The 15,904-nt window shown below is 71.5% G+C and carries 13 protein-coding genes; 7 read left to right on the forward strand and 6 right to left on the reverse strand.

Translation table 11 applies throughout. From position 1 onward, the window contains the following. Positions 1-127: 127 nt before the first annotated feature. From TR33_RS00520 to TR33_RS00535, 4 genes are all read right to left on the reverse strand, one after another. Positions 128-1,846 carry a pyridoxal-dependent decarboxylase gene (locus TR33_RS00520; protein WP_234305711.1) on the reverse strand — a complete coding sequence of 573 codons (1,719 nt, stop codon included), beginning with the start codon at positions 1,844-1,846 and terminating at the stop codon, positions 128-130. Between the two features lie 219 nt (positions 1,847-2,065). Continuing rightward, positions 2,066-2,863, reverse strand: coding sequence for an FAD-dependent thymidylate synthase (gene thyX, locus TR33_RS00525; RefSeq protein WP_014912638.1), 798 nt, complete (start codon positions 2,861-2,863; stop codon positions 2,066-2,068). 238 nt (positions 2,864-3,101) lie between these two features. Then, a complete protein-coding gene (locus TR33_RS26810) occupies positions 3,102-3,242 on the reverse strand; it encodes a GPGG-motif small membrane protein (RefSeq protein WP_014912075.1) in 141 nt (46 codons plus the stop codon). A gap of 124 nt (positions 3,243-3,366) precedes the next feature. Then, a complete protein-coding gene (locus TR33_RS00535; RefSeq protein ID WP_042280801.1) occupies positions 3,367-5,574 on the reverse strand; it encodes an anthranilate synthase component I in 2,208 nt (735 codons plus the stop codon). 352 nt (positions 5,575-5,926) lie between these two features. Between TR33_RS00535 and TR33_RS00540 the strand changes: the two genes are divergently transcribed. The 6 genes from TR33_RS00540 to TR33_RS00565 all read left to right on the forward strand — a co-directional run bounded on the left by TR33_RS00540 (position 5,927) and on the right by TR33_RS00565 (position 13,199). Then, complete coding sequence (locus tag TR33_RS00540; protein ID WP_042280802.1) at positions 5,927-8,224, forward strand: HelD family protein; 2,298 nt, start codon at positions 5,927-5,929, stop codon at positions 8,222-8,224. Between the two features lie 225 nt (positions 8,225-8,449). Continuing rightward, entirely contained in the window at positions 8,450-9,484 is a 1,035-nt protein-coding gene (locus TR33_RS00545) for a 2-keto-3-deoxygluconate permease (RefSeq protein WP_014911407.1), read from the forward strand. After that, the gene (locus TR33_RS00550; RefSeq protein WP_042280803.1) at positions 9,481-10,671 is read left to right on the forward strand and encodes a four-carbon acid sugar kinase family protein; all 1,191 of its coding nucleotides are present in this window, start codon (positions 9,481-9,483) and stop codon (positions 10,669-10,671) included. The genes TR33_RS00545 and TR33_RS00550 overlap by 4 nt, the downstream gene beginning before the upstream one ends. Beyond that, entirely contained in the window at positions 10,668-11,696 is a 1,029-nt protein-coding gene (pdxA, locus tag TR33_RS00555; protein ID WP_017533899.1) for a 4-hydroxythreonine-4-phosphate dehydrogenase PdxA, read from the forward strand. Before TR33_RS00550 ends, pdxA begins: the two co-directional genes overlap by 4 nt. 93 nt (positions 11,697-11,789) lie before the next feature. Continuing rightward, positions 11,790-12,671, forward strand: coding sequence for a GntR family transcriptional regulator (locus TR33_RS00560; RefSeq protein WP_042280805.1), 882 nt, complete (start codon positions 11,790-11,792; stop codon positions 12,669-12,671). 33 nt (positions 12,672-12,704) lie between these two features. Next, positions 12,705-13,199 carry a hypothetical protein gene (locus tag TR33_RS00565; protein WP_042280806.1) on the forward strand — a complete coding sequence of 165 codons (495 nt, stop codon included), beginning with the start codon at positions 12,705-12,707 and terminating at the stop codon, positions 13,197-13,199. A 6-nt stretch (positions 13,200-13,205) separates the two neighbouring features. Here the strand turns inward: TR33_RS00565 and TR33_RS00570 are convergent, their stop codons facing one another. Continuing rightward, complete coding sequence (locus tag TR33_RS00570) at positions 13,206-14,138, reverse strand: SEC-C metal-binding domain-containing protein (RefSeq protein WP_042280808.1); 933 nt, start codon at positions 14,136-14,138, stop codon at positions 13,206-13,208. Beyond that, positions 14,135-14,923: a DUF1028 domain-containing protein gene (locus TR33_RS00575; RefSeq protein ID WP_234305730.1), complete on the reverse strand. Its 789-nt coding sequence runs from the start codon at positions 14,921-14,923 to the stop codon at positions 14,135-14,137. The genes TR33_RS00570 and TR33_RS00575 overlap by 4 nt, the downstream gene beginning before the upstream one ends. A gap of 168 nt (positions 14,924-15,091) precedes the next feature. Between TR33_RS00575 and TR33_RS00580 the strand changes: the two genes are divergently transcribed. Next, complete coding sequence (locus tag TR33_RS00580) at positions 15,092-15,772, forward strand: HNH endonuclease family protein (protein ID WP_017533903.1); 681 nt, start codon at positions 15,092-15,094, stop codon at positions 15,770-15,772. The last annotated feature ends 132 nt before the right edge of the window (positions 15,773-15,904 follow it).

The raw sequence follows: 15,904 nt of genomic DNA on the forward strand, positions 1-15,904 counted from the left end.
CATGGGTTCCGCATCTCGATCGTTCGAGTTCGCGATACGGCAGCATGTCACGGCTCACACCCCCACGTCACACCTCGGTCGGCGACGGTCCCTCCGACACGCTCACCGGACGGACCGTCGCCCCGTGTCAGGCGAAGCCCCGATCGGTCATGGCCACGGAGTACAGCACCTCCGTCTCCTCGGCGGGCGTGTGCTGCTCGGGGATCAGCGCCCTCGTGGCGACCGGGCGCACCGCGCTCGCGGGAAAGGCGTCCTCCTCCATCAGGTCGGCGATCAGCTCGTCGATCAGCGCCTCGGTCACGTGCGGCATCGTGAACAGGTGGACGTAGGTCTTCACCGAGCTCTCCCCGAAGGGCACCGTCACCGTGGCCAGCGAGTACTTCTCGATGATCCGCTCCACCGGGGCCCTGAACCGGACGCTGAACGAGTGCCGGGTCAGCTCGCGTTCCAGAGGGTCCTTCCCCAGTTCGCGGAGTCTGGGCGCCACCTTCTCCTCCAGTCGCCGCGCGGTGTACACGGCCGTGTCGTGGCAGCCCTTGGCCATCCGGACCTGGTCGTCGTGGGAGTGTTCGGCGAAGAAGTTCCACAGCACCGCCGCGGAGAACCCGTTGCGCGACCCGGCGAAGGTGGTGTCGGGCGACCCCACGTAGTCGGCCATCGGCGGCGGCTGCAACTGGAGTCCGCGCCTGGTCATGAACACCCCGCACGGCCAGGGACAGCCCGGATACTTGTGACCGCTGGCCACGATGGAGCTCACCCCCGGTCGGGGCAGGGAGAAGTCGAACTTCGGCACCGCGACCCCGGCCTTGGCCAGGAAGGGGACGTAGTTGGCCCCGAGCGCGCCGTCGACGTGGATCCAGAAGCCGTCGCGCTTGATCCTCTCCTTCTTTCCGTCCCTTTCGACCGTGAACTCGCGGTCGTACATCCCGTGTCTCTCGAACACCCCGCCCAGCCGGGACACGGCCTCCTCGACGTCGTCGTAGGCCCCCTTGAAGGTGGTGCCGAGGTTGAGCACGACCACCACCGGGTGGCCTTTCTCCGCGAAGTAGTCGACCGCCCGTACGAGCCCGTCCACGTCGATGCGGCCGTCGTCGTGGGAGGGGACCTCGGTCGGCCAGGTTGGGGTGCCCATGACCCTCCGCGCGTCCTTGAGGTAGTCCCGCTTCGGATCGTTGCCCATGGCGCCGAACGTCGGGATGCCGAGCGTGTGCGCGCTCTTGGCGATCGAGTAGTGGGACTCCCGGGAGAAGAGGATCACCGGGACGGTGGCGTTCGGGTTCCCCGTGACCGGTGTCGCCTGGGCCATGGCCAGCCGCGGCACCCGACTCTCGGATGTGCTGCGTTCCAACAGCAGGTGCTTGCCCGAGACGAAGTCGCGGGCGTTGAGCAGACCGTAGATGTTGCCTTCGGAGGAGCCCATGCTCAGCACGTAGCCCCAGGCGCTCTTCGGATCCTTCTCGTCGTGCGGGGCGATCCCCCACAGGTCCGCGTAGTAGGCGAGCACCGCGCGTTCCAACGGCTTGGTGTGGGTGCGCAGGTTGCTGTCCTTGAAAGGGTCGCCGATGTTGTTGGTGTGCACCCTCAGCAGGTCCGATAGGTCGTAGGCGACGTCGTCGAGCCCCTGGTTGACCTGGTATCCGAGGAAGTAGTGCCGTTGATGGTCCAGATATCTCTGTAGGTCGGCCAGGAGTCGCGGGCGTTTCTCCTTGAGCCCGGCGGGACCGAGTTTGAAGGCGGAGTCCGGTGGCATGGGAGGCGCCTTGTGCGCGGCCGCCTCCTCCGCGTCCCGTGAGGCGGTCGCGTGGTCCGCTTCCCGGTCCGGGGTGTCGTTCCTGTCGTGGGCCATGACGTCTCCCTGGGTGTGGGCACGAGAAAGGTGGTCGGTGGAGACCCCACCGACCACCTTCATTGCCCCCGACGCCCCGGGCCGCACCCCCGTCCCGTCAATACCCTGGGCAATTCCCCGCCAATGAGGAGCCCGGGCCTCGACACCACCTCCGCACGACGGACGACGCCCGCCCGGAGGGGTTCCGGACGGGCGTCGTGCGTGTTCGAGCGCGGGCGGTCAGACCTTACGGTGCTTCGGAACCCAGACACCGTCCTCGACGACGTAGTCGCCGAACAGGGCGGGGGCCTCCTTCTGGAGGGTCTCGCCGATCAGGTTGAACAGCAGCCGGATCTCCTCCTCCGCACCGGGCGCGGTGCGGGCCTCCAGGGTGTGCCGCAGGGTGCGCACGTTGGCGGTCCACACCAGACCGGTCGCCACGCCCTCGGGGGCGAAGCGGCGCATGAAGGAGGTCTTGTGCTTCTTCTCCGCGAACTTGACGCCCTCGTCGTCCAGGCCGAAGTGCTCGGCCATCCAGAACTGGAACTCCTCCATCCGCTGGAGCATCTCCGTGGCGCGTTCCATCAGCTCCGGGTCGTCCTCGGCCCAGTCCGGGAACCAGAACGGCAGGTCGGTCAGGCGCACGAAGCGCAGCGACTCCTGGGAGACCGCCACACCCGGACGGTGCCGGATGAGCTCGTGGGTGAGCACCCGCGAGACGTTGTGCAGCACGAAGCTGAAGCTCACGTGCTCCAGCACCGACCCGTGCAGGCTGGCGAGGATGTTGCCCAGGTAGGCGTCCTGGTCCTTGCGCACCCGCGTGACGTTGGGGTTCAGGCCCGGCTCCCAGGAGCGGTAGCACAGGCGCCCGGCGAACTCGGCGAGGTTCTGAGGGTCGTTGAGGTGGGCGTCGAGCTCACCCCGGTCGAACCGTTCCAGCCACGCGGCTCCGCCGACCTCCTCCAGGTAGTCGGCGATGGCGTCGTAGTCCACCTGTGGACGTGCGACCAGGCGGACCTGGGGCTCGACCTTCTTCACAGCACCCTCTCCTCGCGACTCCCCGTCCCATGGCACGCTCGACCGCCGCGACCTGGATCTTCCAGGGCACGGGAACGTGTGTGGGGCGGGGCCGATTGACCTCCCCCGAGGGTACACGTCCCGCCGGTCGGGCGTGGTCGGCCGGGCATCGGACATCGCCGGTCAGAGGGCGTCCGTCCGTTCGCACCTGCCCCGCCCCACCCCGTCCGCGAGGTCGGCGAGGGGCGGAGGCGCTCCGTCAGAGACCGTAGAAGTAGCCGGGGGCGACGAAGAGGCCGACGACGATGGCGGCGATACCCCAGAGGAGCTGTCCGCGCAGCACCCCCAGAACACCGGAGACGATAAGGATGATCCCGAGAATTGTTAGCAGAATACCCATACGCAACCCCTGTCCGGTCACGATCCGATCAAACTTCGCCTCGGTGATGCCTTCGCTTCACTCGGCGTCGGCCCAGGTGGGCGGCGGCCACTGTGACACGGGTCGCGCCGCCGCCCACGCCGGTTCAGCGCCGGGCCAGCTCCAGGACCCGGGCGACGATGTCCTCTCCGTCGGCGGCGGTGAGGATCGACTCGGGATGGAACTGGACGGCGTACCACCGGGCCGCGCGGTCCTCGATCGCCATGACGACCGGTTCCTCGCCGGCCTCGGCGTCCAGGACGGCGGTCACCTCGAAGTTCTTCACCGCCTCGGGCACCGTATAGGTGGAGTGATAGCGCGCGGCCTGGAAGAGTCCGTCCTCGCCCCGCCCCTCCAACAGGTCTCCGCCCAGCACCCGGACCCGTCCGGGCTTGCCGTGCACGGGGTGGTCGAGGGAGCGCAGCTCGCCTCCCGCGTGTTCGACCATGCCCTGGAGGCCCAGGCAGACACCGAACACCGGCAGTCGGCGGGCGGCCAGGGCGTCCAGTAGCTCCGACATGGCGAAGTCCTCGGGCAGGCCGGGGCCGGGCGAGAGGACCACCAGGTCGGGGGCGAGCCGGTCCAAGAGGTCGTGGTCGAAGCCGTAGCGGACGGTGGTGACCTCGGCCCCGTGGCGACGGACGTAGTCGGCCAGGGTGTTGACGAACGAGTCCTCGTGATCCACCAGCAGGACGCGCATGCCCTCGCCCGGGCGCTCCTCCGTTCGGACGGGCCCCGCCTCGGGCGGCGTGCCCTCGTCCTCGGCCTCCCCCAGCGCGAGGGTCTCCAACAGGGCACGGGCCTTGAGGAAGGTCTCCCGTTCCTCGGCCTCGGGGTCGGAGTCGTAGAGCAGGGTCGCGCCCACCCTGACGGCGGCCACCCCGTCACGGATGTGAGCGGTGCGCAGGGTGAGGCCGGTGTTCATCGAACCGTCGAAGTTGATCACGCCCACGGCCCCGCCGTACCAGCGGCGGGGGCTGCTCTCGTGCTGTTCGATGAACCGCATCGCCCAGGTCTTGGGCGCTCCGGTGACGGTGACCGCCCACATGTGGGTGAGGAAGGCGTCCAAAGCGTCGAACTCCGGACGCAGAGTGCCCTCGATGTGGTCGACCGTGTGGATGAGCCGCGAGTACATCTCGATCTGCCGGCGGCCGATGACCCGGACACTGCCCGGTTCGCACACCCGCGACTTGTCGTTGCGGTCCACGTCGGTGCACATGGTGAGCTCGGACTTCTCCTTGACCGAGGAGAGGAGCTCCTGGATGTTCTCGGCGTCGGCCAGGGCGTCCTCACCGCGTCGGATGGTGCCGGAGATGGGGCAGGTCTCCACCCGTCGTCCCGCGTCGGGGGCGCCGCTGACCCGGACGAACATCTCCGGGGAGGCGCCCACCAGGTACTCGCCCTCGCCGAGGTTGAAGAAGAACTCGTAGGGGGCGGGGTTGCGTTCGCGCAGTCGCTCGTAGAAGCGGGCCGGCGATGAGCAGCGGGCGAACGTGCGGTGACCGGGGACGACCTCGAACAGGTCACCGCGGCGGAAGCGCTTCTTGGCCTCGGCGACGATCTTCGCGTAGGAGCCGGGCACGGGCCCCTCCGGCACCTCGGAGGCGACCACCGGCGGCGTGGGTCCGGTCCGTCGGGGCATCCCCTCGGTCACGGCCTCGGGGCGTCCTTCCCCCGCCGGGACGGTGAACTCGTAGGTGTGACGCACACAGGTCTCGCGCTTGCGGTCACGGACGATGATCGCGTCGGGCAGGTGCAGGACCAGGTCGCGGTCGGTGGGGTCGCGGTCGATGTGGCGTTCGACGTGTTCGAACTGGAAGGCCAGGTCGTAGCCGAAGGCCCCGTAGAGACCCAGAGTGGAGTCCTCGGGGCTGCTCAGGGCCTCCACGAGCGCGCGCAGGGCGCTGAAGACGCTGGGACGGCGGCTGCGCTCCTCCTCGGTGAAGAGGACGGCCGGGTCGGGTTCTGGGACGGTCACCGTGACGTGGTCGACCCCTCGGTCGGTGGTCTCCCCCACGGTGGCCACCGCCTCGCCCAGGACGGGGAGCAGGACCCGTCCGCGGTCGTTGAGCGCGGTGAGCGTCACCCGCCGGTCTCGGGTGGCGATCTCCACGCAGGGGTCGACGTACCCGAGGTGCCAGCGGTCGTAGCGGCCGGGATACTCCATGCCCGAGGAGAGCACGCCGCCGCGTCGGTGCTCGACCGAGGTGACGAGTTCGGTGAGGATCTCGGGATCGCAGGGGGTGACGCTGCGATGGACGGTCACGCCGCTCGGTGTGCGGTACGTGGTGGTCTGGGCGTCGCTGGGCTTCACGGCCGGTCCTTCGGGGCGTTCGACGGTCGGGGTCGGTCACACCGGACGGGGCCGTGGGAGAACACGAACGACCGCCGTTCCGGGGCGGTCGCTGTTCGGGTATGCGAACTGATCGGTGCGCCGCCTAAGTGCGGCGCCACCACTGTCCGTTGATCGGTTCGGTTCGCATGGGGCCGAGTGTAGCCGGTGTCCCGCGGTCTTCGGGGCCGAATACACGAAAACCCTCGTCCCGGGAGGGGCGAGGGCGTACGAGCAGGGGTGGGCGCGAGGAGGACTCCTCTGCTAGGCTGCTTCACCCATGCATCCAAGGAAGAATTCTACACATCTTCCACAACGCAAGGATAGCAAACAGATGAGCTCCCGTCAACAGGACGACCTCTCCCCCTCGGCGGAGAAGGCGGCGATCGCGACCGAACAGGCCCGGGTCACCGCCATGTACGAGCGGTTGGACGACCTGCGCGCCCACACCAGGGAGCGACTCGCCGAGGCCCACCTCCAGGAGCGCTCGGGCTACGCCGCCCTCATGGAACGCGAGGCCCGCTCCTACGAGCAGGCCCTCCGGCACGCGCGCTTCGGCGCGGTCGAGGAGGGGTTGTGCTTCGGCAGGATCGACATCGCCCACGACGACGGCGACGAGGCGCGCTACGTGGGGCGGATCGGACTACGCGACACCGAGCACGAGACCATCCTCGTGGACTGGCGCGCGCCGGCCGCCCGGCCCTTCTACGCCGCGACGCCGGGCTCCCCCGAAGGGATCGTCCGCCGCCGGCATCTGAGGGTCCGCCATCGTCGTGTGATCGGACTGGACGACGAGGTGTTCGACCCCGACGGCCTGACCGAGGGGGACCGCCGTCAACTCGTCGGCGAGGCGGCGCTGATGGCCTCGTTGACCCGGGGCCGCACCGGAAGGATGGGCGACATCGTCGCCACCATCCAGGCCGAACAGGACCGGGTCATCCGCGCCCGTCTGTCCGGGATCCTGGTGGTCCAGGGAGGCCCGGGCACCGGCAAGACCGTCGCCGCCCTGCACCGGGCCGCCTATCTGCTCTACACCCACCGTTCGGTCCTGGAACGACGCGGTGTCCTGGTGGTGGGCCCCAACCCGACGTTCCTGCGCTACATCGGGGACGTGCTGCCGTCCTTGGGCGAGACCGACGTGGTGATGCGCACCGTGGGGGAGCTGGTGCCCGGGGTGGAGGCCACGATCGGCGACGATCACGAGGTCGCCGCCCTCAAGGGCGCGCCCGTCATGGCCGATCTGGTGCGCGCCGCGGTCCAAGACCGGCAGCGTTCACCGGAGCGGGCCTTCGGGGAACCGGACCTGCGGGTGGAGACCGACGCGGGAACGCTCGTCGTTCCCGGTCCGACCTGCGACCGCGTCCTGGCCACCGCCCGCGGCCTGAGGCTGGAGCACAACGTCGCCCGCAAGTACGTGGTCGACAGGCTGCTCCGCGAGCTCGCGCGGGCCGAGTCGACCCTGCTCGGTCGCCCCGTGGACGAGGAGGACCTGCCCCACGCCGGTGGACGACTGTGGCAGGAGGATCCCGTACGCGAGGCGCTGGACGCCCTGTGGCCCGATCTGACGCCGCGACGGCTGCTGCGCGATCTGTACTCCGACCGGGAGACGCTGCTCCGGGTCGCGGAGGCCGGCGGCCTCGACGCGGAGCGGGCCCCGCTCCTCCTGCGTCCGGCCGGGGCACCGTGGACCGTGGAGGACGTGCCCCTGCTGGACGAGGCCGCCGAGCTGCTGGGACGGGACGACGGGGCCGAGCGGGCGCGTCGTCGACGCGAGGACGCCGAACGGGCCGAGGAGGAACGCTACGCCCAGGGCGTTCTGGAGCTGACCGGCCTGGCGGAGGACCCGGCGGAGGGTCTGGACGCGGCCCTTCTCGCCGACCGGCACCGGGCGCCGGACCCCTCCTCGACCACGGCCGAACGGGCCGCGGCCGACCGGAGGTGGACCTACGGGCACGTGATCGTGGACGAGGCCCAGGAGCTCTCCCCCATGGCCTGGCGCGCGGTCATGCGACGCGTCCCGACCCGTTCCCTGACGGTGGTGGGCGACGTGGCCCAGACCGGCAGCACGGTGGGCGCCCGTTCCTGGAGGGAGACGCTCGAACCGTACGCCGGGGACAAGGTGTACGTGGAGACGCTGCGGGTCAACTACCGCACCCCCGCGCCGATCATGGAGGTCGCCGCCGACGTGCTGCGTGTGGCGGCGCCCGGTCAGGAGGCCCCGGAGTCGGTCCGTGAGGAGGGCGATCCGCCCAGGGCCGTCCTCATGGGGAACGGTCCGAAGGGCGATCTTCCCGGGCTCGTCGCGGAGGAGCTCGACGCCATCGGGGAGGGCCGGGTCGCGGTGATCGCCTCCGACGCCTCGATCTCCGAGGTGGCCGAGGCCCTCCCGGAGGCCGCGCGCCCCGCGGCGGAGCGAGGGCGCGACGGGTCGACCCCCTCCGTGGTGGTGTCGACCATCACCGAGGCCAAGGGGCTGGAGTTCGACTCGGTCATCGTTGTACGTCCCGAGGAACTGCTCGCCCGACCGTGCGGCGCCGGCGATCTGTACGTGGCGTTGACCCGGGCGACCCGGCGTCTGACCGTGGCGCACGAGATCGATCTTCCCGAGGTTCTGGGGAGGTTGAACGCCTGACGCGCGCGGGCCTTCTCGAGAGCGGGAGGGCCCGTGCCCACGGGCCTCGCGACCCCGCCACATCGTATCCCGCACCGGTTCACCTGGGCCTTCTCCGAGGGGTCCATGTGAATCCCTGTGGCGAACGAGGTGACGCCGACCAAAATTGTACGTACACTCTGTACGGACAATATGTGGATCGGCCCTGAGGAACGCCACCCCACGGGCCCCTGCGAACGGACACTCATGCGCGACGACCACGGGTCCGTGGTGCCCCTCTACCACTGGCTGAACAAGATCCCCGGCGGGGCCATGCTCATCCCGCTGATCCTGGGATCCGTGCTGGGCACCTTCGCCCCGGCCGCCCTCGACATCGGCAGCTTCACCACCGCGTTGTTCAAGGACAGCGCCCTGCCGCTGATCGCGCTCCTGATCTTCGCCACCGGCACCCAGGTCACCCTCCGCACCAGTGGTCCCGTCCTGGCCACCACCGGCGTGGTCCTCCTGGGCAAGAGCGTCATCCCCGGCCTGCTCATCGTCGCCCTGGCCATGGTCACCGGCCCCGAGGGCATCCTCGGCGTCTCCATCCTGGCGATGATCGCCGCCGCCACCAACGCCAACGGCGGACTGTGGCTCGCCATCACCGGCCAGTACGGACGCACCAAGGACCGGGGCGCCTACATCGCCGGAGCGGTCAACGACGGACCCTTCTTCGCCCTCCTGTTCATCGGCGCCTCCGGCCTCGGCCAGATCCCGTTCGTCACCCTGCTCGCCGCGATCCTGCCCTTCCTTCTGGGCGTGGTGATCGGCAACGTCGACGCCCAGTGGCGCTCGGTGCTCAAGCCCGTGCCCGGCATCGTCATCCCCTTCTTCGCCTTCGCCCTCGGTACCGGAATCGACCTCGGCGACGTCGCCCGAGGCGGTCTGACCGGCGTCCTGATGGGTGTGGTCATCACCCTGTTCACCGGCGGACTGGTCTACCTGGGCTACCGCTTCCTGCTCCGACGCGGTGGAGAGTCCGGCGTCGGCTTCGCCGCCGGCACCACCTCCGGCAACGCCGTGGCCACCCCGGCCGTCGTCGCCGCCGCGGACCCCTCCTTCAGCGCCTACGTGGGCACCGCCACCTCCCAGGTCGCCGCGAGCGTCCTGGTCACCGCCCTCCTCGCCCCTCTGGTCACCACCTGGGTCCTGCGCCGCGCCGGCGCCCGCCCGGCCGAGGCCGAACGAGAGGAGCTGGAGGCCGCCGCCGCGGCCACCGCCACGAAGGGGGCCGCCTCGTGACCACCCCGCGCATCGCGATCGTCGCCGACGACCTGACCGGCGCGGGCGACACCGCCGTCCAGTTCGTCCACGCGGGTCACCGCACCGAACTCCGCCTCACCCCGGCCGGTGGTGACGCCGACGTCGTCGCCATCACCACCGACTCCCGGGCCCTGCCCGCGGAGGAGGCCTCCGCCACCGTCGCCCGCGCCGTACGCGACCTGCGAGAGGCCGGTGTCGGGCTGGTCTACAAGAAGGTGGACTCCACCCTGCGCGGTCCGCTGCGCGCCGAGATCGACGGGGCCCTGTCCTCCTGGACCCCCGACGCGGTGGCCGTGGTCTGCCCGGCCTTCCCCGCCACAGGGCGCGTCGTCCAGGACGGGATCCTGCTCGTGGACGGCGTGGAGGTCCATCGCACCGCCGTCGGCCGCGACCCGGTGACCCCGGTGACCGAGAGCGACGTCGCCGCGCTGCTCGGCGCCGAACACGTCGTCCTGACCGGTGACACGGCCGCGGAGGACGCGGCCCTCCTGCGCGCGGCGGGGCCCGTGGTCGTCGTGGACGCCCGGACCGACGAGGACCTGGACCGGGTCGCGGCGGCCGTCGTCGCGCTCGGCCCCGACGCCCTCCCGGTGGGCTCCGCCGGGCTCGCCACCCGGCTCGCCCGTTCCCGGCCTCCGCGCACCGGCCTCGCGCCCTCGCTCGTCATGGTCACCTCCCTGCACGGCGTCGCCCGCGAACAGGTCGCCCGACTGGCCGACGACCCCGGCACCCGGCTGGAGCGTCCCGAGCCCGAGGACCTGGCCGACGACCTCTCCTGGCGCCGGTGGAGCGACACCGTCCTGGAGCGCTTCGACACCGAGGCGCCCCGGACCGTGATCGTGGCTCCGGAGGACCGGGGCGGTTCCCTCTCCCCGGAGGACGTGTCCCGCCGGTTGGGGGCCCTCTGCTCCGACATCGCCGAGCGACACGAGATCTCCGGGTTCGTGGTCACCGGAGGCGACGGCGCCCGCGCCCTCACCTCCCGCCTGGAGGCCAACGCCATCCGGCTGACCGGAGAGGTCGCCCCCGGCATCCCGATCGGCGCCCTGTCGGGCGGCCCCCGACACGGCCTCACCATCGTCACCAAGGCGGGGGGCTTCGGCTCCCCCACCGCACTCTTGGACGCCGCCGAGGCGGTCCGTCACACGAAAGGCAGCAACGAATGAGCCGTCCCACTCTCGCGGTCACCCTCGGCGACGTCGCCGGGATCGGTCCGGAGATCACCGCCAAGTCCCTGCTGCGCCACCCCGAGGTGCGCGAGGTCTCCCGTCCGGTGGTGGTCGGTGACGCCGACGCGCTGCGCAACGCCGTCCGCGCGGTGGGCGAGGACCCCGACGCGGTCAACCCGATCGCGTCCCCCGCGGACGCCGCCGACGACCCCGCCGTCATCGACATCGTGCAGACCGGCCCCTCCCTGGGCCACGTCCCCGCCGGCGAGCTGAGCGCCGAGGCCGGCGACGGGGCCGCCCGCTTCGTCATCGAGGCCGTGGACCTGGCCAAGCGCGGCCTGGTCGACGGCATCGTCACCCCGCCGCTGAACAAGGCCGCGATGCACCTGGGCGGACACGCCTGGCCCGGCCACACCGAACTGCTCGCCCACGAGTTCGGGGTGAGCGACTACAGCCTGGTGCTGTCCGCCGGCGAGCTGTCCTTCTTCCACCTCACCACCCACGTCTCGCTGCGTCAGGCGATCGAGGACGTCACCCGGGAGCGGACCCTGGAGGTACTGCGTCTGATGGGCGCCTTCGCCCGCGCCCAGGGCTCCCCCGACGAGCCCATCGGCGTGGCCGGACTGAACCCGCACGCCGGTGAGAACCGGCTCTTCGGAGACGAGGACGCCGACATCCTCGCCCCGGCGGTCGAACTGGCCCGTGCCGAGGGGATCAACGCCCACGGTCCGCTGCCCGCCGACGCCCTCATCCCGGCCGCCGTGCGCGGGAACTGGAAACTGGTGGCGGTCTGCTACCACGACCAGGGCCACGCCCCGTTCAAGGCCGTCTACGGCGACGACGGGGTCAACATCACCGCCGGCCTGCCCGTGGTGCGGGTGTCGGTCGACCACGGCACCGCCTTCGACATCGCCGGCAAGGGCATCGCCCGCGAGGCCAGCCTGGTCCTGGCCCTGCGCCGGGCCGCGGAGCTCGCCCCCGGTTGGGGCCACGTGTGGCGGGCCACCAACCCCGGAGCCTGAGCCCGGCGGCCGCACCACGGGGGCGCGGCCGTCCGACCCCCTGTTCCCGGACACCACCGGGAACAGGGGGTCTCGTCGTTCCCGGACCCTAGAATGAACGCCATGCCTGTCGACCGTTCCGACCCCCGCCCCCTGCACGCCCAGGTGGCCGACGTGCTCCGCGCGCAGATCCGCGACCACACGATCGCCCCCGGCGAGACGCTGCCCAGCGAGGCGGCGCTCCGTGAACGGTTCGGGGTCTCCCGCAGCGTCGTACGCCAGGCCCTGTCCACCCTGGAGGACGAGGGCACCGTACGCCGGGCCCGGGGTCGGGCCCCGGTCGCGGCCGTGCGCACCGAACACCACCGGCTCGTGCAACGGGTGACCGGTCTGTTCGACCAGTTCTCCGCCGAGGGCCTGTCCCTGACCACGGCCGTGGTCTCGCTGACCGCGGTGGAGACGGGGATCCCGGCCGCCGAGGAGCACCTGGGCACCCGCTCCCTGCTGCGGCTGGAACGGGTGCGTTCGGTGGACGGGGACCCCCTGTCCTACGTGCGCACCTGGCTGCCCGCGGACCGCTTCGCCGGTCTGGAGGCGTCGATGTTGGCCGACGCCTCCCTGCACCGTCTGATGGAGTCCCGGTTCGGGGTCGTACCGACCAGCGGACGCCGCCAGATCCGGGCCGTGCCCGCCGCCCCGGAGATCGCCCGCGAGCTCGGTGTGCCCGAAGGGATGCCGCTCCTGCTCCTGGAGGGCGGTACCTTCGACCGTTCCGGCGCCCCGTTGGAATGGTTCGAGAGCTGGCACCGGTCGGACCGGGTGGTCTTCGATATCGAGGCCGACGGCGCCGCCGACCAGGTGAACATGGCCCCCGGGCCCGCCTTGAGCAGGCGTTCCGAGACGAACCACCGGGAGAACACGAAGGCCCCGGAACTGGAGCGCGCGGTGGCCCTGGCCGAGGAACTGCGCGCCGAACTCGACCGGCTCCGGGCCTGAGACGACTCCCCACACCCCCTCACGGAGGCGCCCGTGCCCGAACCGCTCCCCCGCCCGATCACGGGTGTGTTCGTCCGTCAGGTCGTCCAGACCGCGTGCCCGGGCCACTTCGCCCTGATGTGGCTGGACGCCGCGCCGCCGCCCGAGGGCGCGGAGACGGATCGGGCCGTGGACGTCGTCGACGACCTGCCGCCGCTCTGCCGCGAACCTCTCGCCCCGCTCCCGGGCGACTTCGCCCGGGCGTTCGCCGAGGGTTTCCGGAGACGCTGGTCGATCCTGGGGCCGGACCGGAGTCCCCCCTACACGGTCCGGATCGTCCTCCGCGACGCGCTCTGGCACGAGGTCGACTCCAACACCCACGGCTTCGAGCGCGCCGGGGTCCTGGCGGCCGACGAGATCCTCTCCTGTGTCCGAGAGGGACGTCCCCCTCGGCCGGCCGGACGGCCGGTCCGGCCCGACGCCCGGATCCCGCCGATGCCGCGGCTCACCCTCGACGGGCGGCCCGGAGGCGACGGACCGCCCGGGTGAACGGCGTCAGCGCACGGCCGGGGAACCGCAGCACTTCTTGTACTTGCGTCCCGAACCGCACCAGCAGGCGGCGTTGCGCTCCGGCGGCCAGACGACCGGGCGCGCGGAGTCGGCGTCCAGGGTCCGTGCCCAGGAGCGGAGGGTGTCCGGGTCCTTCAGATCGAGACCGCGCTCCCGAGCGTGGGCATCGATCTCCCCGGGGTCGGCCCTCACCACGAAGCGGAGCTCCCCGGCGCTCTCCCGCAGGCCGCGCTCGACGTCCTCGTAGTACGACCGATCCTCTCCGGTGAGCACCACCCTCACTCGCGCGGTCGGGTCCTCGAAGGTTCCCCCTTCCTCCGCGGTCCCGTCCAGTCGGCCCATCTCGTCCACGAGGGAGGGTCCGCCCTCGCCCGCCGCGAGGACGGCGCGGTCGTGCTCGTCCGCGGGCAACCCGAGCCGTTCCCGTACGCGGGCGCGTCCCGTCAACGGCAGCAGCCCGACCGGGTCCATCCCCTCCACGAGCTCGACCGGCGCCGCGAGCAGACTGCGACAGGCGACGTTGTAGCAGTACAGGGCCCGATCCAGGTCTCCGGCCTCGGCGAACTCGTCGGCCAGCACCGCCGCCATGGGGCGGCCCAGGACACCGGGGCGCATGAGCTCCTCGATGAGCCGGTCGGCCTCCTCCGCCCGGCCCTCCTCGCGGAGCAGGCGCGCCGACATGTGCACGGCGTACTGACGGTGGTCGGCGTCGGGGGCCCGGTCGCGCAGCAGGTCGAGCACCCGCCGGGCCGTATCGGGGCGGGACCCGCGCAGTTCGTAGGCGGCGTTCAGGAGGATCTCCCCCGCCGCGTCGGGGGACTGCGCCAGATCGTCGATGACGTGCTGCGGCAGATCCGTGTCCAGGATCGCCGCCACCAGCCCGGGGTCGAGGGGGGCCGAGAATGCGGGTTCGGTCATCCCTCCAGGCTAGCCCCCGCGCCGTCCGCCCATCGCCCCTCCGGACGGTGCTCCCGGCCACGTGGATCGGACGCGCGCGCGTTCGTTCGGCCTTCCACCGTCTCCTCCTCGTGAAGACGGTCGAAGGCGCCGGCCGGGTTCTCCCGGGTCGGCAGCGCCTCCACGAACGGCAGCAGTTCCCGCCGGGCCACCCCGTGGACACGACGCAGCTCGGCGACCGGGTCCGTGTGCTCGTCCACCCTCAGATCCAGGTGGGGATAGGGGTTCCCGGTGTGCACGTACAGCGCGGCGCTCTGCCTCCCTCGACGGTCGCCCCCGGCCGCCTGGCCGGCCTCCAGGGCGCGCAACAGCCGTTCGTCGAACGGAAGGTCGGCCCCCGACTCCCAGGCCTCGGCCATCGCGTCGAGGGTGGCGCCGCCGGTCAGGATGTTCCCGGCCACCGCGTACCCCTCCCCCGTCCGATGGCCGCGCCAGGGGTGGGTCATGAACCCCGTGTGCGCGGCGGCGCGGCCCGTCCGGTCCACCACGGCCACCTGACGTGAGTCGGGCTCGGGGTCGTCGGCGAGCACGGCGGCCAACGCCTCGTCCGCGGGAAGGGTCCGCAACAGCTCCAGGGCGTCCACCCCCAGCAGGGGGTTGATCAACGCCTGGGTGGCGACGGCGCCCACGTCCGCGTGCGCGAACACCGTCAACGCCCCGATCGCGGGCATCCGGCTGGCGACCGCCACGCCGCACACCCCGGCCGCGGGGTCGTGGGCGACGATCGAGAAGGTCCCCGCGTACAACGACATCGCATGCTCCCGCTCGGTTCCGGTGAACGGAGATCGTATCGCCGGCGGGTTCACCGCCCCGCCACCCCCGTGGACACGGAACTTCACCTTGGGGGTCTGGTCGGAGCCCCTACCGAGGACCATCGTTGGAGGGACCGATATGTCGCACTCCCCCAAGGAGACATGTTGTCCACGTCCCCCTCCCTCCCCCGCGGTCCCCGTAGAACGGTGTCCGGCGCCCTGGCGACCCTCGCCGCGATCGTCATGGTCGCCGTCCTGGGCTGGGCCTCCCCCGCTTCGGCCCACCACTCCCTTCCGCCCGGCATCCCCTCCACCTCGGCCGCCCAGACCCAGCTCAACGGGTTGACGGTGCGCCCCAAGAACAGCGGATCCGGCTACGACCGCAGCCTCTTCCCGCACTGGGTCGTCGTCCAGAGCCCCTGCGACGCCCGTCAGCACGTGTTGCGTCGGGACGGACACACCGTCCAGGTGGACGGGAACTGCCGACCGACCTCGGGCCGCTGGTCCAGCGACTACGACGGCGTCTGGACCGACAACCCCTCCGACTTCGACATCGACCACATGGTGCCCCTGTACGACGCGTGGCGTTCCGGCGCCGACCGATGGACCACCGACCGGCGACGCTCCTTCGCCAACGACGTGTCCGCTCCCCAACTGTGGGCGGTGAGCGCCTCCAGCAACCGCTCCAAGGGCGACCGCGACCCCTCCCAGTGGATGCCGCCCAGGACCGCGATCCACTGTGACTACGTCAAGGCGTGGGTCAACGTGAAGCACCGGTACGGCCTGTCGGTGACCAGCGCGGAGAAGTCCTCCATCCAGAACACCATCAATACCCGCTGCTGAGTCGTTCCCGGCGTCCGGGCACGAGCGCCCCGGTTCCGTTCCCGGACACGACGACGGCCGGTGAGACCCCCTCCCCGGGGCCTCACCGGCCGTTCGCGACGGGCTCGCCGATCACCCGCGCCGGCGGGGTCC

The sequence above is a fragment of the Nocardiopsis alba genome, from assembly GCF_000710955.1.
Classification (GTDB): domain Bacteria; phylum Actinomycetota; class Actinomycetes; order Streptosporangiales; family Streptosporangiaceae; genus Nocardiopsis; species Nocardiopsis alba.